At 32.1% G+C, this 19,535-nt stretch carries 16 protein-coding genes, 2 tRNA genes and 1 pseudogene; 9 read left to right on the top strand and 10 right to left on the bottom strand.

The window, feature by feature from the left end; translation table 11 throughout:
• The 4 genes from PGOND44_RS00805 to PGOND44_RS00790 all read right to left on the bottom strand — a co-directional run bounded on the left by PGOND44_RS00805 (position 1) and on the right by PGOND44_RS00790 (position 4,307).
• Entirely contained in the window at positions 1-1,596 is a 1,596-nt protein-coding gene (locus PGOND44_RS00805; RefSeq protein ID WP_003434852.1) for an ATP-dependent DNA ligase, read from the bottom strand.
• Positions 1,597-1,602: 6 nt separating this feature from the next.
• The gene (locus tag PGOND44_RS00800) at positions 1,603-3,201 is read right to left on the bottom strand and encodes a S41 family peptidase (RefSeq protein ID WP_003434849.1); all 1,599 of its coding nucleotides are present in this window, start codon (positions 3,199-3,201) and stop codon (positions 1,603-1,605) included.
• A complete protein-coding gene (locus tag PGOND44_RS00795) occupies positions 3,198-3,629 on the bottom strand; it encodes a deoxycytidylate deaminase (RefSeq protein WP_003434846.1) in 432 nt (143 codons plus the stop codon). The genes PGOND44_RS00800 and PGOND44_RS00795 overlap by 4 nt, the downstream gene beginning before the upstream one ends.
• 99 nt (positions 3,630-3,728) lie before the next feature.
• Entirely contained in the window at positions 3,729-4,307 is a 579-nt protein-coding gene (locus tag PGOND44_RS00790; protein WP_003434843.1) for a HupE/UreJ family protein, read from the bottom strand.
• Positions 4,308-4,439: 132 nt separating this feature from the next.
• On the opposite strand from PGOND44_RS00790, the gene PGOND44_RS00785 reads away from it, so the two are divergent.
• Positions 4,440-4,524, top strand: a tRNA-Ala gene (locus PGOND44_RS00785).
• A gap of 92 nt (positions 4,525-4,616) precedes the next feature.
• A tRNA-Ala gene (locus tag PGOND44_RS00780) sits at positions 4,617-4,690 on the top strand.
• Positions 4,691-5,095: 405 nt separating this feature from the next.
• On the opposite strand, the gene PGOND44_RS00775 is transcribed toward PGOND44_RS00780, so the two are convergent.
• The 3 genes from PGOND44_RS00775 to PGOND44_RS00765 all read right to left on the bottom strand — a co-directional run bounded on the left by PGOND44_RS00775 (position 5,096) and on the right by PGOND44_RS00765 (position 9,818).
• Positions 5,096-6,196 carry a HigA family addiction module antitoxin gene (locus tag PGOND44_RS00775; RefSeq protein WP_003434841.1) on the bottom strand — a complete coding sequence of 367 codons (1,101 nt, stop codon included), beginning with the start codon at positions 6,194-6,196 and terminating at the stop codon, positions 5,096-5,098.
• A gap of 13 nt (positions 6,197-6,209) precedes the next feature.
• Entirely contained in the window at positions 6,210-6,542 is a 333-nt protein-coding gene (locus PGOND44_RS00770; protein WP_003434839.1) for a type II toxin-antitoxin system RelE/ParE family toxin, read from the bottom strand.
• A gap of 87 nt (positions 6,543-6,629) precedes the next feature.
• Positions 6,630-9,818 (bottom strand): Eco57I restriction-modification methylase domain-containing protein, encoded by a 3,189-nt coding sequence (locus PGOND44_RS00765; RefSeq protein WP_003434837.1) that lies wholly within the window; start codon positions 9,816-9,818, stop codon positions 6,630-6,632.
• Between the two features lie 481 nt (positions 9,819-10,299).
• Here PGOND44_RS00765 and PGOND44_RS00760 point away from each other — a divergent pair, with 481 nt between their 5' ends.
• From PGOND44_RS00760 to PGOND44_RS00730, 7 genes are all read left to right on the top strand, one after another.
• Complete coding sequence (locus PGOND44_RS00760; protein ID WP_003434818.1) at positions 10,300-11,478, top strand: hypothetical protein; 1,179 nt, start codon at positions 10,300-10,302, stop codon at positions 11,476-11,478.
• Between the two features lie 235 nt (positions 11,479-11,713).
• A complete protein-coding gene (locus tag PGOND44_RS00755) occupies positions 11,714-11,923 on the top strand; it encodes a hypothetical protein (RefSeq protein ID WP_003434816.1) in 210 nt (69 codons plus the stop codon).
• A gap of 1 nt (position 11,924) precedes the next feature.
• Positions 11,925-12,836, top strand: coding sequence for an SDH family Clp fold serine proteinase (locus PGOND44_RS00750; RefSeq protein WP_003434812.1), 912 nt, complete (start codon positions 11,925-11,927; stop codon positions 12,834-12,836).
• 770 nt (positions 12,837-13,606) lie between these two features.
• Entirely contained in the window at positions 13,607-13,777 is a 171-nt protein-coding gene (locus PGOND44_RS16040) for a hypothetical protein (RefSeq protein ID WP_201764721.1), read from the top strand.
• A 73-nt stretch (positions 13,778-13,850) separates the two neighbouring features.
• Positions 13,851-14,111 (top strand): hypothetical protein, encoded by a 261-nt coding sequence (locus PGOND44_RS00740; protein ID WP_003434806.1) that lies wholly within the window; start codon positions 13,851-13,853, stop codon positions 14,109-14,111.
• 55 nt (positions 14,112-14,166) lie between these two features.
• On the top strand, positions 14,167-14,676 hold the full coding sequence (locus PGOND44_RS00735) for a hypothetical protein (protein ID WP_003434803.1): 510 nt from the start codon (positions 14,167-14,169) through the stop codon (positions 14,674-14,676).
• Positions 14,677-14,855: 179 nt separating this feature from the next.
• Positions 14,856-15,908, top strand: a complete 1,053-nt coding sequence (locus PGOND44_RS00730; RefSeq protein ID WP_003434800.1) for a T9SS type A sorting domain-containing protein — start codon at positions 14,856-14,858, stop codon at positions 15,906-15,908.
• A gap of 269 nt (positions 15,909-16,177) precedes the next feature.
• Here PGOND44_RS00730 and PGOND44_RS16115 read toward each other — a convergent pair.
• The 3 genes and pseudogenes from PGOND44_RS16115 to PGOND44_RS00720 form a co-directional block, all read right to left on the bottom strand.
• A pseudogene (locus tag PGOND44_RS16115) lies at positions 16,178-16,347 on the bottom strand (IS110 family transposase); the annotation flags it as partial.
• A 177-nt stretch (positions 16,348-16,524) separates the two neighbouring features.
• On the bottom strand, positions 16,525-17,784 hold the full coding sequence (locus PGOND44_RS00725) for a phage integrase SAM-like domain-containing protein (protein ID WP_003434798.1): 1,260 nt from the start codon (positions 17,782-17,784) through the stop codon (positions 16,525-16,527).
• Between the two features lie 157 nt (positions 17,785-17,941).
• On the bottom strand, positions 17,942-19,186 hold the full coding sequence (locus PGOND44_RS00720) for a phage integrase SAM-like domain-containing protein (protein WP_003434795.1): 1,245 nt from the start codon (positions 19,184-19,186) through the stop codon (positions 17,942-17,944).
• Positions 19,187-19,535 lie beyond the last annotated feature (349 nt).

The following is a 19,535-nucleotide window of genomic DNA, read 5'->3' as shown; positions in this document are numbered from 1 at the left end:
CTAATCTGGAATCATAGCTTTTAAGTCACTTAAAGTATTGGCATCCTCAATCTTTTTATCCTGTCTCCAGCGAAGTATTCTAGGGAATCTTGTTGCCATACCGCTTTTGTGGCGTTTGGATTCTGCAATGCCTTCAAAAGCGATTTCGAATACATGCTTATATTCTACACTTCTTACGGGACCAAACCGCTCAATGGTGTTTTTCTTTATCCATGCATCTACTTTTTTAAACTCTTTATCTGTAAGTCCAGAATAGGCTTTTGCAAAGGTGACCAATTCTGATTTATCGTCGTTCCATAACGCAAAAGTATAGTCTGTAAATAAATTGCTACGCCGTCCATGGCCTCTCATGGCATAAGTTAGCACTGCATCAATACTAAACGGATCTGACTTCCATTTCCACCAGTCTCCTTTTTTTCTACCCACACCATATCCAGAATCTGCACGTTTTATCATGAGTCCTTCAGATTTAATATCTCTAGCTTTTTCTCGCTCTTTTGCCATATCCTCCCAAGATGTAAAACGCATAGTTTCAGACAGGTGAAAGGGAATAATGTTTTTTGAATGTTTTCTAAAGAGATCATCAAGGATTTCATGTCTTTCTTCAAAAGGTGTAGAACGAATATCCTTCCCCTCGTGTTCCAAGATATCATAAGCTTTTAAGATAACAGGGAGTTTTTTTAGGAGTGCTTTGCTTACATTTTTACGCCCTATTCTAGTTTGTAAGTCTTTAAAATCACCAATACTATCGTTGGGATATGGCAAAATTTCCCCGTCCAGTACTGTCCCATCTGGGAGTACTTCTGTAAATACCTCAAACTCTGGATATTTATCGGTGACTAATTCTTCACCACGGCTCCACACAAAGAGCTGTCCTTTCCTTACAATGAGTTGAGCTCGTATACCATCCCATTTATGTTCCGCTATCCAATCTTTAGGCTGCCCTAGTTCAGAAGCATCCTCTGCGATGGCATAGGCTAAGTAAAAAGGATAAGGTTTAGAGAGGTAATCGGCTTCGTTTTCTTCGAGAATTAATTCAGAATAGGATATTTTATTTGGATCCCAGTTTCCCATGAGTTTAAAGGCCAAAATATCTTCATCTATACCCGTTGATTTGGATAATGCCCGGGTCATTAATTTCTGACTTACGCCAATCCTAAATCCTCCAGTGATTAATTTTGTAAACACAAATCGTTCATAATAATCGAGTTGACTCCAGTTTTTGATGAGGTATTCTTTTTTTTCTTCTTCTGATTTTGGTTTTAGTTGAAGGATTTCTTGTAAGAACTGAGTGAGGCTCTTTTCTGTAGTTCTAGTTTTATTAGGAACCACAAGCGCTATGGTTTCTGCCAAATCTCCAACAATATGATAGGATTCTTCAAAAAGCCATAGTGGGATTTCTGCTAATTCTGAAGCATAACCTCTAATTAATGTACTGTTCACTGGTCTTGGCGGTCTTCTATGGGAAAGAATAGCAATGGTCCAAACTTTGTCTGTGTTGGAAGCGTTTTTGAAATACTGGGCTAAAGCTTCAACCTTTTGGTTGGTTTTGTTGGTGCTATCGATGGTTTTTACCAAGTGAGCAAAATCCTTCATGATGGCCTATTCTTTTAGCTTTTCTTTAGAAGAAAGATTCAGGACTCTGGTGATATAGGGATCGTTTTCGTGGGCGATTTTTTCAGCAAGATCAACGTCGAATAGCTGTTTTGCCATCGTAGCTTTGAGGTATTTTTCTAAAATAAGGCTTGTACTTCCAAAATTGTAATTCATATTATAGTCACCGAGGTATCTCGTGAATTTATCTACAACTTCTTCTGTAATTAATATCCTTGCTAAAAAATCGTCTTTGGACAAGGAGTTATAAAATTTTCTTTTTTCATCCAATAGGTCAAATATAAATCTATCCATAACGCCCCCTTCATACATAAATTGAATGTCTTGTATGGCTTGAGACGCATCTCTAGGCACAAAAACGTCGGGTATAATGCCACCTCCTCCGTAAACGATTTTACCTTCTGGAGTTTTATATTTTAAGGAATCATCTACATTGATGCTGTCTTTGCTCAAGAGTTCCCCATTGGAGTAGCGCTTCATATAATTGGAATAATACGCCTCGCTATTTCCATTTTCGTAAGGCCGTTGGATAGACCGACCCGTTGGGGTGTAGTACCTCGCCACCGTTAACCTTACAGCACTACCATCGCCTAGATTCATTTCTCTTTGAACAAGACCTTTTCCAAAAGATCGACGTCCTATAATTGTCCCTCTATCATTATCTTGTATAGCTCCAGCGACTATTTCACTTGCAGAAGCAGATTTTTCGTCGATGAGCACATAAAGTTTCTTATCCTCATAGTCGCCGCGGGAAGTAGAATAAGTCTCGTTAATGTCTCCATTTTTATTTTTGGTAAATAACAGAAGTTTTCCGTCTGCAATAAATTCATCTAAAATGGTAGTAGCCTGTTTTAAAAATCCACCTCCGTTATTTCTCAAGTCGAGCACAACACTCTTAAGTTGTGGTGTGGCAAACTCTTTCATTTTTAGTTTGAACTCTTCATAAGTGGATTCAGCAAATCGGCTTATCTTTATATAGCCTAGGGTGTCATTGACCATGTAGCCGGTGTCGACACTTATTAAAGGAACCACATCTCTGTTAATTTCAAAATCCAATAGGTCATTTTCTCCAAAGCGTTTCACTTTCAGATTCACTTTTGAATTAGCTGGCCCTTTCAAGATTTTAGTGAGCGAATCATTCGTCATACTGTTCCCAAAAAGTGGTATAGCATCTGCATACAGAATTCGATCTCCAGCTTCTAGGCCGGCTTGTTCTCCTGGACCTTTGGATAAGGTACGAATCACGGCAATAGTGTCTTTAATATTGTAAAAGCTTATACCAATACCTACAAAATCCCCACGCATATTATCCTGTACAAAGTCATATTCTTGGTTGGAGATATAGACAGAATGTGGATCTAGATTATCCAAAATTGAATTTACGGTGACATCTACAATACTATCTGTATTTACATCATCTACATATTCTTTGTCTATATAGTTGATGAGCCTATTGAGTTTTTGCCGTTTGGAAGAGGAATTGGCTAACGAACTATCTTGAAAATCTAAAAGATTACCCAATAAAATGCCAGTTGCGAAGACAACCGCAAGTAGTAATGGCAATACAATTTTCATCCATCTTTTCATTCTTCCAAATTTTCAATATGTTGGAGATCAACTCCAGCTTTTTCTAAAAAATCCAACCCAGCATCATCTTTATAGCGATGTTGGTAAACCACGCGGATAATTCCTGCTTGGTGAATTAACTTACTACATTCCTTACAAGGGGATAAAGTAATGTAAAGCGTAGCATTTTTTGAAGACTGTGTGGAGGCCGCAACTTTTAAGATCGCATTAGCCTCTGCATGGAGCACATACCATTTAGTTAAGCCTTCTTTATCTTCACAGGCATTGTTAAAACCGCTGGGAGTTCCATTAAACCCATCCGAAATAATCATTCTATCTTTTACGATAATAGCTCCAACTTGCTTGCGCTGGCAGTGCGATAACTTACCCCACTCTCTCGCCATTCTCAGGTAGGCTTTGTCAAATTTCAATTGCTTTTCTATGGTCATCTTCAAAATAAATTCGAATATAAAACTAATGCGCTTTTACAAGCGTTAAGAACCTGCCTAAATTTACTTAAACTCTAGTAAACTTAATTCTGTTTACATTTAAAATATCCAATTTTCAACAAGAATGGGGATAGTCATTCCCAGCACTAAGGAGGAGATTACTAAAATCCAATCTCTTTTTGAAAATCTAAAAATATTTTGCACAATAAAGCCTAGGAGTAGAACTATAAAAACAACTATTATTTGTGCTAGCTCAATCCCTAAAGCAAACTCCACCAGCATAAGCAGAAGGTTGTCGCTTCCTTGGGCGAGCATATTGAAATAGGTAGAAAAGCCAAATCCATGCACTAGTCCAAAGAAAAAAGTTATAAAATACAGTAGATTGATTTTGCCTTTGGGTTTTCCTGAGGTAAAAATGCTGTAAGCTGCAGTAAAAATGATACTCACAGGAATTAGGAATTCGATAATTGAACTGTCGACCCGAATTAAATCGTAAGCAGAAAGGGCTAAGGATAAGACATGTCCAATGGTAAATAAGGTAACTAGCCAAATTACTTTTTTGCTTTGCTGAAATGTATAAGAAGCCACTAAAGCTGTGAGAAAAAGAACATGATCGTAAGCATTCCAATCTAAGACATGATCGAAACCAAGCTTAAGATATAACCAAAAATCCTCCATACGCTATCCTGTTTGTTTTAATTGACAAATCTAATTAAATATTGCTTCTGAATAAGGTCTAGAACCTCTAAACGAAAAAATAATAGACCTATGATTTCTACAAGTCTGAAATTTGTTTATTTTTGTCACCAAGGGGGATTAGCTCAGTTGGCTAGAGCGCCACGCTGGCAGCGTGGAGGCCATCGGTTCTCCCGAAGCGTCGGGACGATATTCTCCATTTTCCATGTTTCAAAATATATTTTTCAACACATATTATGAAAATAAAATTGATGCGAATTTTTTTCAATTATATTTGTACTTAATTAATACGGGGGATTAGCTCAGTTGGCTAGAGCGCCACGCTGGCAGCGTGGAGGCCATCGGTTCGAATCCGATATTCTCCACTCTTAAAATCCCTGAAGTCTCTATTTATAGGGCTTCAGGGATTTCTTATTTACCAATTTGTACGATTTTTGTACGATTGTTTGTCCTAAGTAAAAAATTCATTGCTTTATAATTGCTATTTTGATTTAAAAAAATTAACCATAATCAATTGTAAAATTAAATAATAATTTCAATTTAAATCAATCAGGACCAAACATTAACTTCAGTCTATTGTGATTCCAATAGATACTATAAGCCTAGCTTGTCAATAAAAACAAGTACATTTTTGTACAAGTCGAACTAATTGAATTGGGTAAGTCTTGTTTGATAAAAACTATGACAAATTCAGCTTTTTAATTTATGCTACACTATTGATTTTTTATCTTTAAGCTCTCTGTACCCTCTAAGCTTTTATTATCAGACGACTAAAACTCAACCTTCAACTTCAGTTGATTCATCACCAAGTCGTTGTAAGGGATAAGCTTTACACGCTGTAGTTGTGAGACTATGATACTTTGGTTAATCTTTAGCTTGCTAGCCAATGACTTAATAGCCTTTTTCTTCTCAATAGTATTGAGGAGTTTAAATTTTATTAATTCATCAATTGGGATATCTAAGTATTTTTTGGCAAACTCATCAGCTTCGGCTTCTTTATCATTGTCCTGTTTGATATCCTTTAATCCTTCCAAGAACACATCACTCTTTTTGTGTTTTAGGATGTGACCAAGCTCATGGAAAAAGCTAAACCAAAATGAATTATAATCTTTGTTCCTGTCTGTAAGTTGAATCATTGGAACTGACTTGTTGTTTATCCAACGTGCTGCACCATAAACGGGTGCTTTAGGGACAGAAGGAACCAAACATAGAGCTATACCCATTTTAGTACAAAGATGCTTTAAATCGTTTAACCACTCGTTGCTGGGATTACGGCAGATTTCTAAAATTTCCTCAATATGTTGAATTGTCCTTTTTTTATCAAATTCTTTTAAGTTTATTTTTTTGGCATCTAACTCTCCTAGACGTAACCATGTTGAAACAGCTTCTGGTGTAGAAGTGTACTTCAATTCAATTTTGAAACTTATAGACTCCTCGCAATAAATATCTTCCCACTGCTTTGGAGATGCTACCCCAAAAAACTTTAATAAAGCTTCGCTTAATATTGCCTTGTCTTTTGTGTCTGGTAAAAGTTTGTATTTTTTTAAATGTGCTGTTGGAAAATTTTTAATCCAATCCTTACAGTTTTCTAAAAATTCAAGGGTTTGTATTTCCAACACTTCTTGTTGATAAGATTGCTCCAAATTCAACCAAAAACTAGCAGAAACTCCTAAAACCATTTCCAACCTTCGAGCTGTTTCGTTGGTTATAGTAGTTTTACCGTTGATGAGTTCACTCATCTTACCTTTATTCTTACCCAAACGCTCTCCTAGTTCAGTTTGAGAAATTCCGAGAGTTTCAAAAGTTTCTAATATAGTGTCACCTGGTACTGTTAATAATTCTTTTTTGGCTTCTAAAATTGAGAGTTTCATCAGTTTTCTTTTTTTAATGAGGGTCTTCTACAGACTCGATTCTAATAATAGTAATATTTATTAAATCTACTCCACCATCTTCTAGGGTGGGAATTGGCTTATGGTCAAGACTAAATATTATTCTCCAATTATCTTTGATGTCTATAGACCATTGCCCCGCTCTTTCTCCCTTGTAGGGATGTAATCTTAATTGTGGTAATTCAGAAAGTACTTTGAGGTTATCCGCATTTACTATTTCGTTCTTTCTTTGCTTAATTTTTTTGGCTAGTTGTCCATAAGCTTTAATAAGCTTACGTTCATCATTGAAGGTTTTTTCAAGTTTTTTTGTTTTGTAGTTTAATTTCACCGCAAATATATAATATAGTTACCTATTTAGGGTAACAGTTATTTTTATTTAACTTTTCGCTACTGCATTTAGCCTACTAATACATTTCTAACTATTTTCCACAATCTCAATTTCCTCTTTCGTTAACCCATACAATTCATAAACCATCTGGTCAATCTCTGTATCTGTAGTGTCGATTTGAGCTTTAAGTGCAACAGCTTTTTTTTGTTCTTCAAGGAAGTAGTCTTCCCACTCAGCTTCTTGAGATAGGCTGAGTTTTATCTTTTTCTTTTTTAGTTCTTTTACAAATTCAGCATAACCTAACTCATGCCAATCTTGCAGTTTCCCAGGTAGTTTTTCTAATTCTTCTTGAAATTGACGTTGTAGCGAACGTTGGAATTTTGATGAAAGCTCTTGTAACTCTTTGTTCAAGGAAAGTATCAAGTTTACTATTTCAATATATGGTTTTGGATTTGATGGGATTTCAGGTAAAGGAAATGGCTTTAAATAATTAGTTTTGAACCTAAAATAGCCACCTCTCAACTCTGTGCCTGTATTTTTAAGAAAAAACCACATGACTTTTGAATTAAAAACCCCTAGATAGAATTTATCGTCTATTTCGAATTTTTCCTTTTTTACAAACGAGTAAATTGTAGTTGGATGATAATATTCACCCCTTTCATCATATGTCATATTACAACCTTTTGAAATTTCTTGCGTCATAATTTTTGGAGATTCAACACCTGAAATCCCTTGCCGTCTGCTAAATAAAAACCATTCATCATCATTATCAAATCTTCCCTTCTCTCTTTTTCGAAGAAATTCTTCATTGTTTTTCAAATAAATAGTTGCTAATGGATATTTGGCTTCTACTTCTTTAAATTTTAAAGGAACTGCTTTACTTTCTATAATTTTATAAGGGAAAAGTGTAAATAAACTATTTTTTATGTACTCATACTTTGAAATTTGGTTACCCTTGACAAAAGGCTTTAATATCCCAAACTCAATCTCAACTACTTTGTTTAGAATAGCTGAAAAGAATAAACCTGTTTCCCCATTATTACTAATAAACTCTAAGGTGAATAATTTATCTCCACCACTTGCTATTCCTTGAAATATTCTATCAAAAACGTCATTAACACTGTATGGCTGTTTTTTCATTTTATCAATAGTATCAAATACTTTTTGACTTTGTAAATCCCAATTGTTATTACTTAAATTTTCATATAGAATATAATCCCAATCAAATGGATTATTTATTTCCATTGGAGTGACTTTTTTGAAATGTACTTTGTCTTTTTTAGATTTATCTAAGTTGATTATACAGGTATAAGTGGAGGCATCTGCAAAAACCATTTCAGAGCCAAAGTGTAAAATACTTTTTACTGCTAGGTTTTCCATAAAAAATTGTCTTATACCTACTCCAAAATCAGTAACTAAAAATTTATGAGGTAAAATATATGATACAATCCCCTTCTTATTTATAAGGTCAAAGCTCCTTTCAATAAAAAGAGCATAAATATCATAGTTTGAAGTTGCAGATTGATATTTATTCTCATAAAAATCACACATTTCAGGATAACTTTCTATCAACCCCTGTTTTCTTAAATATGGTGGATTACCAATTACCACATCAAAGCCACCTTTAGCAAACACTTGCGAAAATTCTCTTTCCCAGTTAAAAGCCTTATCTCCTGCTACTTCGGGATCATCTATTAAGGAGTTACCGCATTTAATGTTATTGCTTAAGTCGTTAAGCTTACGGTTGGGTTGAGCTGTGCGTAACCACAATGAAAGCTTGGCAATTTCAACCGATTCATTATTAATGTCCACTCCAAACAAATTATTTTCTAAAATGCCTTTCTCCACATTGGGAAAGACTAAACCACCGCCCATCAGTTTAGTTTCCAATTCATCAAGGTACTGGTGTTCTGCAATTAAATAGTTTAAGGCTTCATTTAGAAACGCCCCAGAGCCACAAGCTGGGTCTACAACGGTAAGTTGTAATAACCACTCTCGGTAAGTGTTTAGTTTCTTTAATAAGTCTTTTTTAGTTTTAGTCTGTCTATTGGTATTATAGTCTTCTTCAACAAGATTAACCTCGGTTTTCTTTTCTTCACAAAGCTTTCCAATGGTATTTTCAACAATGTATTTGGTGATGTATTTTGGAGTGTAAAACACACCATCTTTTTTCCGTTTAGATAGTTTTACCTCAGTTGGATTTTCTTCCAGTTGAGTTTGAATTTCTTCAATCTCATTCAAAGAATTTTCAAAAATATGTCCTAGAATATTGACGTCAACTTCACTGGCAAAATCATATTCAGAAAGTTTAAGCGTGTACTTGTATAAAAGTTCATCATCAATCTTTACAAGATCTAGAACTTCATCTGGTTTAAATAGTCCCCCGTTGTAAGGATAAACATCATATTTCTTGCCTTTGTGTCCTGTGTTAAGATACCCGAAATATTTCTTGAACCTTTTATAAAGTGGAGCATAAGCATCCATTTCCTGAAGCTGTTTCCATTGCTTTAATATCATTCTTACCGAATTGGGTGGTAGTAAGTGCCTGTCTTCAGCAAAGAACAAAAACAAGAATCGATCAAGTAGTTTTTGAGATTTTTTGAATAGGAGTAGGGGTTCAAATTTTGGATTTAGCTCTACTAAATTATTAAATAGCTCTCTTTTGAATAGACTATAGTCTTTATAGAGCTGTTTAGTTGTAATTTCTTCCTGGTTATGAGAGTCATTCTTAATCTTTTTAGGAAGGTCACGGCTTATATTATCATAAGCCAAACACAGATAAAGCAAGCTAAATTCAGTTTCACTAAGCTCAAACAAATTAAAGGCTTGATGCTCTATAGCATTGTCTATATAGAATCTAAGTTTTTCAAAATTGGAGGTAATAACATACGTACAACCTGATTGATTGTTTTTATAACCAAAAGCTTGCGTTTCAACTTTACTTAGATCGGTGGTATTTGTGCCTTTAAGCTCAATGACACCCACTACTTTGTCCTTTACAACAATTCCGCCGTCTGCCTTTTTGCTGTCTTTAACGTTTTTAAGCTCCGTGGTTAAATTATAGTCGTTGGCAGGATTAAGAGTATAACCCAGAATGTTGACGAACAAATCCCTTAGGAAGCCCTCTTGATATTGCTCCTCTTTAGCATTTCTTATGTTCTCTTGAATGTTGGGGTCATGGAAGTGTACCTTATAAGCTTCCCACTTCTCTTTGAGAACCTTTTGATCTTGAGCATTAATATATTTTTCAATAACAGTGCTTTGGAATAACGCCATTGGATATTTAGTATTTCAGTATAGATTGAACCTCTAAAATACTAAACTTATTTAGCATAAAATAAGTGGATTTTTGTTTTGTGCAAAAACCCATGCTGAAACAAATAATTTAAATTTTTGAATAGCAAAACAAGTACCCTCAATTCTTTTATTAACTAGCCATCGTAAATCGTGATAGTAAAAGAGTATAAGAACGGTCTGCGTCTGAAACGCAGTCCTATCAATTGAAAATAAATAATATTTAATAATTAACATAAATAATTTTATATATAATAAAGTTATATGTGACCCTACTTTTATATATAATTCCCCTAAGAGCTAATGAACACTAGTGTTTAGAATGATTAAAAACGGAACATAAATTCAATTTATTTTAAATTAAAATTATTAAATAGAAAATTATATTTATTTTTTAACAACAAATCATTTTTTGAATATATAACATATACACGAGTTTTTATGGTGCTATATAAAAAAGAAAATGAAAGTAATAATTCCAGTTGAGGTTGAACAACAAATTAGATTATCGATTAATAATTATCCAAATTTTGATAATAATACAGAAATACAAAATATTAGACTATATAAATTACTGATTAGTCTCTGGTTCTTTATTTATGAACGACAGCAGAGAGACGACACTATTTTAAATTTACGAGGTTACACCAATATACACGTAAAGCACCTGAAAAAATTTAAAATCAATATAAATAAAAAGACTTATTCTTATAACTATCTATTAGGAGTGCTTATTACTTCGAAGCTGGTTAATAGGAATGGAAAATATAAAGTTGGGAATTTTACTCAATCTTATAAAATAAATACAAATGTATTAAATGGAAATTATGAGGAGGTTGAGGTCAATTTCGATAAATTAATTCATAAGCTTAAAAATAGAAAACATTGGGTCAGAAAATACTCTTCTTACAAAAAGCATATTAGAGACTGTTATGACGTTAAAGTTGATTTATCAGATTACGCATTGTGGCTAAGGAAGAACAAGGGTATAAAGCTTAAACCTATCATAAAAGAGGGCCTTGTATATCAAAGAACATTGAATGAAGAAAGAATTTTTGATTATTTGAATACCGCTTTAAAAGTGAATTTAGGCAACTTTTGGTTTACGATAAGTGAAGAGGGTAGGTTTTATAACACATTAACAAACATGAGTTATACAGCATTGCCTTTTATAAAATTAAAAGGTAAAAAGGTAATAGAAATTGATGTAAAAAATTGCCAACCCTTGTTATTGGCTACTATAATTAATAACGTAAAATATAAAAAAAATGTTGAAGAAGGTGTTTTTTATGATAACATGGCAAAGAAATTAAATATGAAAAGGGATAAATTCAAAGTGCTGAGCTACAAATTTATTTTCTTTTCAAACAAGAAATTAAATTCTGGAAAAATATATAATGCACTAAATAACCTCTATCCAGGTTTCATTGCTGAAATAAATAAATTGAGAGAAAAAATTAATATAAGCAGAGAATTACAGAAATTAGAATCACAAATAATGGTAGATGCAATTGGGAATATGGATTGTAAAATGATGCTACGGCATGACGCTGTGTTTGTATATAAGGAAGATTATAAGCATATACGTAGTCAAGTTAAAATGGAATTTTCTAAATTAGGTTTAAAAGTACAAATAAAGTGAAAAGAGTAAAACTTAAACTTTCCAATGCTCAAGTTTTGAGAGATACCAGATAACATTAATTAGATATGTTTAACATTATTAATACATCTTTAAGGCCACTATTTTTAAAACAATAAAAATTACCTAGATTTATACTTTGAACAAAATGGTGATAATACAACTTGTTGTTTTATCACCTCGTTGGTGGTAATAAAAACACACACCATATTTAAACTAAAATAACTACTTTTGCACAATGGAAAAAAATGTAAACATAAAAGTATCTGAAAAGCAATCTGATTCTTTTTCTCGTGAGTATGAGCACATAATGAAAACTTCTGAAAATACGGTTATTGTCGATGTTCAATGGGCTGAAAAAGGAGATTATTTCCAAAAACTTTCTATGTATGATAATTATACACCAGTTAAAACTTCTGGAGATACAACTTTAATTTCCGAAATTTAATATGCCAAATTGGAATGAAGTACTACTTGAAATCCATCAAGAACAGCAAAACGACCCTAACAAAAATCCTTTAGATACAGTTAGAAGAAAGTATTTAAAAAAAATATCCAACATAACAGATAGAAATACTATTGCTTATTATTCTGGCTGGTTGCAAAAACCAACTGCTCCTGATACTGCTGTAAATGACAAAGACAAGTCTGGATTTATGTTAGCTATTAACAAGTTAGATAAATCAAAAGGGCTTGATTTAATTCTTCACACTCCTGGAGGAGATATTGCAGCTACGGAATCGCTTGTAGATTATTTATATTCAATTTTCGGTAAAGATATTAGAGTTATCGTACCACAAATTTCTATGTCTGCGGGTACGATGATTGCACTATCTGCTAAAGAAATTCTAATGGGCAAACATTCAAATCTTGGGCCTATTGACCCACAAATGGGTGGATTAGCTTGCCAAGCTGTATTAGATGAGTTCAAACAAGCCAAAGAGGATATTAAACAAAATCCGCATTCCGCTTCATTATGGCAAGTGATAATCAGCAAATATCATCCAACATTTCTTGGAGCTTGTAAACAGGCAATTGAATGGTCGGAAAAAATGGTTTCTAAATGGTTAGAAGAGAATATGTGTTCTTCCAAAAAGGAAAAGGTAAAAGAAATTTTAAAAACTTTTGCAGACCATAAGAAACAAAAGTCTCATTCTCGTCATATTTCAAAAAAGGAATGTGAAGACATTGGATTAACAATAAGTTCATTAGAGGACAATCAAGATTTACAAGATGCGGTGTTAACAACTCACCATGCATTTATGCATACTTTTTCAAATACTCCTTCCGTAAAAATGATTGAAAATCATAATGGTGTAGCGTATATTGAAAATTCATTCCCACAACCACAAGCGAAATAATACTACCGCCAGTCGAGTAGATGAAGGGGAATTTCACTCCTAAACATCTCACAAAGTCGTATGTGAACCTCTCGATTCATTCGGCTCTTGTTATACACTCGATAAAGTCTTAACAAATTTAGACCAGTGTGTACCTCAAATTCCAAATGATAGAACAAATTTGAATAAGACTTTGTAATAAACCTAAGCCATTTTACAGCTTTGGTTTTGCTTCCTTTGAAGCGTTTATGACTGTTAAATATCAACCTGTTTATAAGATTATGTAAGATATAGTTATTTATGATGTGGTGGGTTTTTCGCAAATTCACAATCATTTGTTCAATTTAATATTATTCCTAATTTGATTTCTTAAAAATTCAACATTGAATACTCAATCTTTTTCTTTTCAATATACTTTTCCTGATTTGTATATATTTTAGGGTGATAAAGTCACATACTTTTCTATATTATATATTGTTTTTTTAATAATCTTACAGCAATTATCACTCGACGGACTACTAAGCAAAGTTTGCATTTATTTTTCACAACATCTCGACAGGGTCATAACTTTAGGCTATACGTTCTTAACGGTTAAATACCTTTAAATGATTAAAAAAGTAGTTTTTTAAAGTCTGTTTTAACTAATTTAGGTGACTAAGGCATAATTAATTTATGACTAAAAATAACGAAAGCAACTAAAGATCAAAGTATGTATCGCAAAGCTTTAAAAGCACCAACGGTAAGCCTTGGGGTACCCCAACACTTTACGTCATAGTTTTGCCACACACCTTATGGAACGGGGGACAAGTTTAAGACACATCCAGGCCGCTTTGGGTCAAAATAGCTCAAAAACCACAGAAATTTACACTCGAGTTTTAGCGATTAATAACAAAACAATAAAAAGTCCCTTGGATACTATGTATGAAAGTGTTAGTTTAGATGAAAATAAAACAACGTCCTAAATAGATATATACCCTATAATGAAGATTTGAATATGGTGTATACGGATGTTGGTAACAAGCTAAAAACAAAAAAATGAAAAAAAACGAATTCAAAGAAAAAAGCTCAGAGCAGTTAAAGTCAACTTTAAATATGTTTAAGGTTCTTGTAATATTTTTAGTTATAGCATTATTATTTTTAGTTGGAGTTTGTGTTTATGGGCTTTTAATGAAAGAAGATAAGTCTACATTTACAGCTCTTGCTGTTGCAAGTGGTGCAAGTATTACTCTGATTGCACCAATAGTAAAAATGAAAGAAATAAAATCTGAACTTAGAATGCGAAAGGAAAATAATTAAATTAATTTTAAGATTATAAATTGTTATTTTAATAAATCATAATTAGGGACATTTAATGAATTTTAAAGATATATTTCACTATGTAAGTTATTTGCAATATCCTTTAATGTTAGTCGCAATATTTTTTGCGATAAAGCCTTATTTAGAAGGAATTGAAAATTTTCAAGAAAATCCTGATATTATTTTTCAAAACACAAATTCTTTGTTGATTTTCATGGGACTCGCAATCAGCTTTTCATCATTGCAAGACACTACTAAAACACAAAATAAACTGTCAAAAAAAATCTGGGAAAATCCAAAGAAAGGGAAAATATTTATAGCTTTTATAAGTTCAATAATTTTACTATTATTAATATTTGGATTAATCGGATATTTCGCTAGTGAAACAAGTTTTTTAAAAGAAATATCCATTGGAATCATCGTTTTTGGACTTGGAATGTTTGGTTTTTTAAAAGCAGCAATTGAAATGTTCGAGAATCATAGAATCGACAAAAAATTAAAATCAATTAATCTAAATGAAAAAACGAAAATTGAAACTTTAGATAAAAATAAAGTAAACTATTAAAAATTTGACTGGAAAAAGCCAGTTACCAACATCTAGTATAGCCAATAGCTTCTATGCGCTAAATCCAAAGTTTTGGTACATTTATTAATGTAAAAAGATAAACTGAAAGGTAATCTTGTATTTGCACGCTACTGGCCATACTAGAGAACCGTTAGCAAACATTAACAACGAAAATCAGAATGGAAAGAAAATTACTATTATTTTTAACATTAATCACATCTATTATAATCAATAGTCAAGAAGTTATTTTTAATGAAAGTAGCGTGAATAATACTTCAGGATTAGCAATATTTGAAAATCAACTTTACGTTGCTGGGAGATTTTCAAACAATATTTACAAAATCAATCTTACCCCACAAAATGAAAATCCAGTAGTAATTTTAGAAGGCATAGATGGACCAAGCGATATTGAAATAAGTGAAGGAATTCTTTATATTTCGTTAAATTCAAATAACTCTAATTTAGATAAAATAATAAAGTTAGATTTAAACGAAACTAATCCAAATCCAGTGGAAATTGTTTCGATTGCAAATCCAGATGGAATTACAGTTTACAACAACAAAATTTATGTTAGTTCTGGAACTGATATTTTTACAATTGATTTATCTGTAAATAATCCAAGTCCAGTATTATTTTTAGAAGATGTGACTTTGTCTTCTGCGACTAACGGAGTATGTATTTATAATAATTCACTATTTGCAACTAATAATGCAATAGGAGAATTGGTTAAATATAACTTAAACTCTTCAACACCTTCAAAGGAAATTATATTCAATAATTTTAAAGGAAGAGGACTGACTGTTGGAAATAATAAAATATATTCAACGGGAGATTCGCCAACTAAAATATTTGAAATTGATCCAATAAATGAAACATTTACAGAAATAGCACAATCTAATATTCCTACAGGTTGGGACATTGTAACAAATTCTAATTCTATATTTATATCAAATTTGGAAGGCGGAGAAGTTGTCAAATTTAATTTTGCTAATTTGAGTGTTGAAAACTTCATAAGTGAAAGATTAATTATTTACCCAAATCCAACTTCTGAATTCATTGAGTTTAATGCAATATTTCAAAATTCGGAGATTGTAATTTATGATTTAAACGGTCGAATAGTAAAAAAAGTCAAACTAAAAAAAACTAACAAATTGAATATTTCAGACTTAAAAAACGGAATTTATATTATCCAAAAAGATAACGAAAGCATTGGGAAAATTATTAAGAATTAAAAAACGTTTGCTAATAACTAAGCATATGGCGTGCCGATAGGCCAACGCTATATGATTTGTTGACTGATCCGGGATTGCTGGTAAGGGGGAATTCGATGAGTTGGCAGGAACCTTACAAGAGGAGAAGGTTGTTTTTAGAGTGCTTTGCATCCCTTTATATTCAGTTGCTTATCTAAAGGAGATTCTTTTTAGGGAGATTGTTTTTTGTTATGTTTTTATTCTACCAATATAGGTGAAACAGAAACTTATGTTTCATAATAGGGTAGCCCTTATTTTACGATAACAAAATATTGTTTAAGTAGCTTGTTGGCTACGGCGACCAAGGCAAGCTTCTTTCTCGTGCCTTGTTAACAATACGCTCGCAGAGCTCTCTACAGGCCTTATTGTGTTTATAAGCATTGAAGGCAAATAAGAAGAGTAGGTTATGTAGTTTCTTGGAGAGATGAGAACCAAGCGAGGCCGTGATAATGTTTGCTTTTGTGTTAGATATAAAAAATTTAAAATAGTACTCCAAACTTATTGGGGGATAAACTATGTAAAGTCGAGTAGGAAAAGAAAAAATGCACCCCGAAACCTCTCGATTGTTCTACAGACAACAAAACATTAAATTTTAATGTCAAGCAGTTTTTTTCAACATCGCCATTTGTTCATGTATTTCCCTTGCGTAATTCATTGATTTCGGTAAATAATTTCTATACATTTTTTCGGTTGTATGCCCCGTGATTGATATAATGTATGAAGTCTTTATTTTGCCATAATAATTTGTAGCGAAAGACCTTCTGCCCACATGAGAGGAGATAAGATTATATTTTTCATATTCACCCTTAACTCTTCTATAGCCATCAACTCCTTCTATTTTTTGTAGTATTTTTCCTGGGATTTTTTGGTTTATCCCTGCAATTTTACAAAGTTCTTTAAGCTTTTTATTATACTTTGAATTCTGCATTTTTTTAGGAAAATTATTATTATATCTTTTTAGTATATTTATTACCTCTTGAAAAAGGGGTATCGTCATCCTTTTGTCTGTTTTTTGTTGAATAAAATTCATGTATCCAAAGCCGTCTTCCCACCATGTTTTTGAAAAGTCAAATTCCATAAAGTCTGAAACCCTCTGGCCAAGATTACAACTCAGCAATAGCCAGTCCTTGGTGGTTTGCATATCATTAGATAAATTTTTCATTTCTCTTATTGAATCTAACTCAGAATCATTTAAATATATAACGTCAACTTCTTCTTGTTCCACCTTCAAAAAGTCTAGTTGCGGATGTGTTTCTAGCCCATATTTTCGGGCATGCTTGCAATATGTCTTAATTAAGCCAATATCCCTGTGGATGGTGTTTTGTGCATATTTATTTTCTTTTTGATATTTCTCGAAATCATCTTTAAACCGCTCTCCTATATTTTTAATCAAAACTGTTTGATTTCTCTTTTCCTCATATCTTATGATTTTATTCTTCAGAACTCTATATTTTTTTTTAGTCGAATCTTTTAAATTATCACTTCTTACTTTAAGATAAAACTCAATATATTCAGTTAAAGCCCTTGGAATATAGTCATTAGAGTTAAAATAATATTGACTTATTTCTGTTTCAATCCAGGCTTTACTAAGTGACGTTTGGTCAGGTTTATTTGTAAATTCTTTTAGTATATGTTTTTTTATCTTGTTTAATTCTGATTTAGTCTCAAGCTGAAAATGTTCCATGTCGTAGTTTTCGATTTCACTTTTCGTATGATAATTTTCCCAGTAGTACTTAGATACTTCAACTTTAGTTTTTACCCAATATTGGAAATTTTTGCCTTTGTGAGAATGAAGGAATTTGAAGGATAATGGTCCCCTATCCTTAGTAGACCTGTAATAAAATTTAATTGTTGCCATCTTCTCGCTTTGAGACTTATATGGCTGTCACTTTAAAAGTTTGAGTTATTTTATAAGTTTAAGAGTTTTTAACAATGTCATTACTTTATTGTAAAATAAATACTCTTCAATAAAACAAGCATCAGTATTTACTCCCTTTCAAGTTCCATAGAACTATTTAAAAATATTTGCTAACCTCTACGGCTAAATCTTTGTTGCTTTTCCCCATATAGTTTAGGAACATTTTTTCAGAACTATGTCCTGTAATAAAGATAAGATAGGTTGTTGGGATTTTACCATAATAGTTGCTTGCAAATGACCTTCTCCCCACGTGAGAGGTAATAAGTTCATGCTTTTTATATACCCCGTCTTTTTTTCTATACTTAAATTTACCTGTACCTATTTTTTTCATTCTACTTCCTTTTACTAAATCATCTATTTTAGCGATTTTACATATAGTTTTGATGAGCTGATTGTACTTGTGAAAAAATATTGCTTTAGGAAATTCCCCATACCTTTTGTCTAAAATGTCCAATATTTTATGATGTAATGGTACAGTCATAATCTTATTTGTTTTTCTTTGGGTAAACTCAATAAATTTCTTTCCATTCTCTTCCCTTATCATTTCTTTATTAAATCGCATAAAGTCGGATATCCTTTGTCCACAAAAACAGCTTATCACTAGCCAATCTCTGGCTTCATCTAAATCTTGTGGTAAGTTATCTAATGATTCAATTTTGCTAAGCTCTTCAATGTTAAGATATATTTTCTCGATATTTTCTTTTTCAGTTTTCAAATTATCCATTTGGCTACTTACTTCAAGTCCCATATAACGTGCCTGTTTGCAAAAGGTCTTAATAAAAGCTAATTCCTTTTGAATAGTATTTTTAGCGTAACCTTCTCTTTTTTGATAATCAACGAATTCCTTTTTGAAGTCTTCATTTATATCTTTGACCGATAGTGATTCCTTCCTATAATTTTCTAGCCTTATTAATTTATTTTTGATAACTCTATACTTGTTTATTGAAGTAATTTTTAATTCATTTTTTCTATAATTGATGTAAAATTCTATAAAGTCAATAATATTTTCAGGAATATTTTTTATTTCCTTTGGATAATAAAAATCGTGAATAATTTTCTTTAACCAATTTTTGTCAATTTTTGAATTTTTGTTGTCATTAAACAATCTGATTACGTGGCTTTCAATATTGTTTAGTTCATTTTGAATTCTTGATTTTTCAAACGAGGAGTCTAAATCTTTAATCCTTTTTTTGAAGTGAACTTTTTCCCAGTATTTTCTTGTGATAATTAGTTTTGTTTTGGTTGAAAACACATAATCTTTTTCTTGGTGTCTAAACAGAAAACGCAATGTTAGAGCTGCTTCATTTCGATTTGATCTGTATAGAAAATTTACCGATGCCATTTTTGTCAATTTTGAATTTAATACTACCGTACAAAAAATAAAAAATGTACGATTTCTGTACGATTAGATTGAATTAACTACTATTAATAGCAACAAAATTGAATTGAAAAACAAGAGTGATTTAGGATAAGATACAGTAAAACAGGGGTTTAAACCGCTTCTGCTATTTATAGGAGAATGTCAATTTACTAAAAAAGTAGTCCGATATTCTCCACTTTATCTCAAAACCGCTTTTTTAAAGCGGTTTTTTATTTGATTTAAGGGAGAGTCATCAGTTTCCTCCGATGCTCTGGGGTTATATTTTTAAGTAAAGGGATATAATTATCCTCACCAAAAAAGATATTCCTTA

It is taken from the genome of Psychroflexus gondwanensis ACAM 44, assembly GCF_000355905.1.
GTDB lineage: Bacteria > Bacteroidota > Bacteroidia > Flavobacteriales > Flavobacteriaceae > Psychroflexus > Psychroflexus gondwanensis.
The sequence above is the reverse complement of the archived record's forward strand: the minus strand, read 5'-3'. Positions and strand labels throughout refer to the sequence as shown.

What these genes read in the sequence shown, in the direction of transcription:
- PGOND44_RS00755 (WP_003434816.1), top strand. Translation starts at nt 11,714, where the DNA reads ATGGAAAAAAATGTAAACATAAAAGTATCTGAAAAGCAATCTGATTCT.
- PGOND44_RS00735 (WP_003434803.1), top strand. Translation starts at nt 14,167, where the DNA reads ATGAATTTTAAAGATATATTTCACTATGTAAGTTATTTGCAATATCCT.
- PGOND44_RS00805 (WP_003434852.1), bottom strand. Translation starts at nt 1,596, where the DNA reads ATGAAGGATTTTGCTCACTTGGTAAAAACCATCGATAGCACCAACAAA.
- PGOND44_RS00730 (WP_003434800.1), top strand. Translation starts at nt 14,856, where the DNA reads ATGGAAAGAAAATTACTATTATTTTTAACATTAATCACATCTATTATA.
- PGOND44_RS00800 (WP_003434849.1), bottom strand. Translation starts at nt 3,201, where the DNA reads ATGAAAAGATGGATGAAAATTGTATTGCCATTACTACTTGCGGTTGTC.
- PGOND44_RS00775 (WP_003434841.1), bottom strand. Translation starts at nt 6,196, where the DNA reads ATGAAACTCTCAATTTTAGAAGCCAAAAAAGAATTATTAACAGTACCA.
- PGOND44_RS00725 (WP_003434798.1), bottom strand. Translation starts at nt 17,784, where the DNA reads ATGGCAACAATTAAATTTTATTACAGGTCTACTAAGGATAGGGGACCA.
- PGOND44_RS00740 (WP_003434806.1), top strand. Translation starts at nt 13,851, where the DNA reads ATGAAAAAAAACGAATTCAAAGAAAAAAGCTCAGAGCAGTTAAAGTCA.
- PGOND44_RS00760 (WP_003434818.1), top strand. Translation starts at nt 10,300, where the DNA reads ATGAAAGTAATAATTCCAGTTGAGGTTGAACAACAAATTAGATTATCG.
- PGOND44_RS00765 (WP_003434837.1), bottom strand. Translation starts at nt 9,818, where the DNA reads ATGGCGTTATTCCAAAGCACTGTTATTGAAAAATATATTAATGCTCAA.
- PGOND44_RS00790 (WP_003434843.1), bottom strand. Translation starts at nt 4,307, where the DNA reads ATGGAGGATTTTTGGTTATATCTTAAGCTTGGTTTCGATCATGTCTTA.
- PGOND44_RS00750 (WP_003434812.1), top strand. Translation starts at nt 11,925, where the DNA reads ATGCCAAATTGGAATGAAGTACTACTTGAAATCCATCAAGAACAGCAA.
- PGOND44_RS00795 (WP_003434846.1), bottom strand. Translation starts at nt 3,629, where the DNA reads ATGACCATAGAAAAGCAATTGAAATTTGACAAAGCCTACCTGAGAATG.
- PGOND44_RS00720 (WP_003434795.1), bottom strand. Translation starts at nt 19,186, where the DNA reads ATGGCATCGGTAAATTTTCTATACAGATCAAATCGAAATGAAGCAGCT.
- PGOND44_RS16040 (WP_201764721.1), top strand. Translation starts at nt 13,607, where the DNA reads ATGGAACGGGGGACAAGTTTAAGACACATCCAGGCCGCTTTGGGTCAA.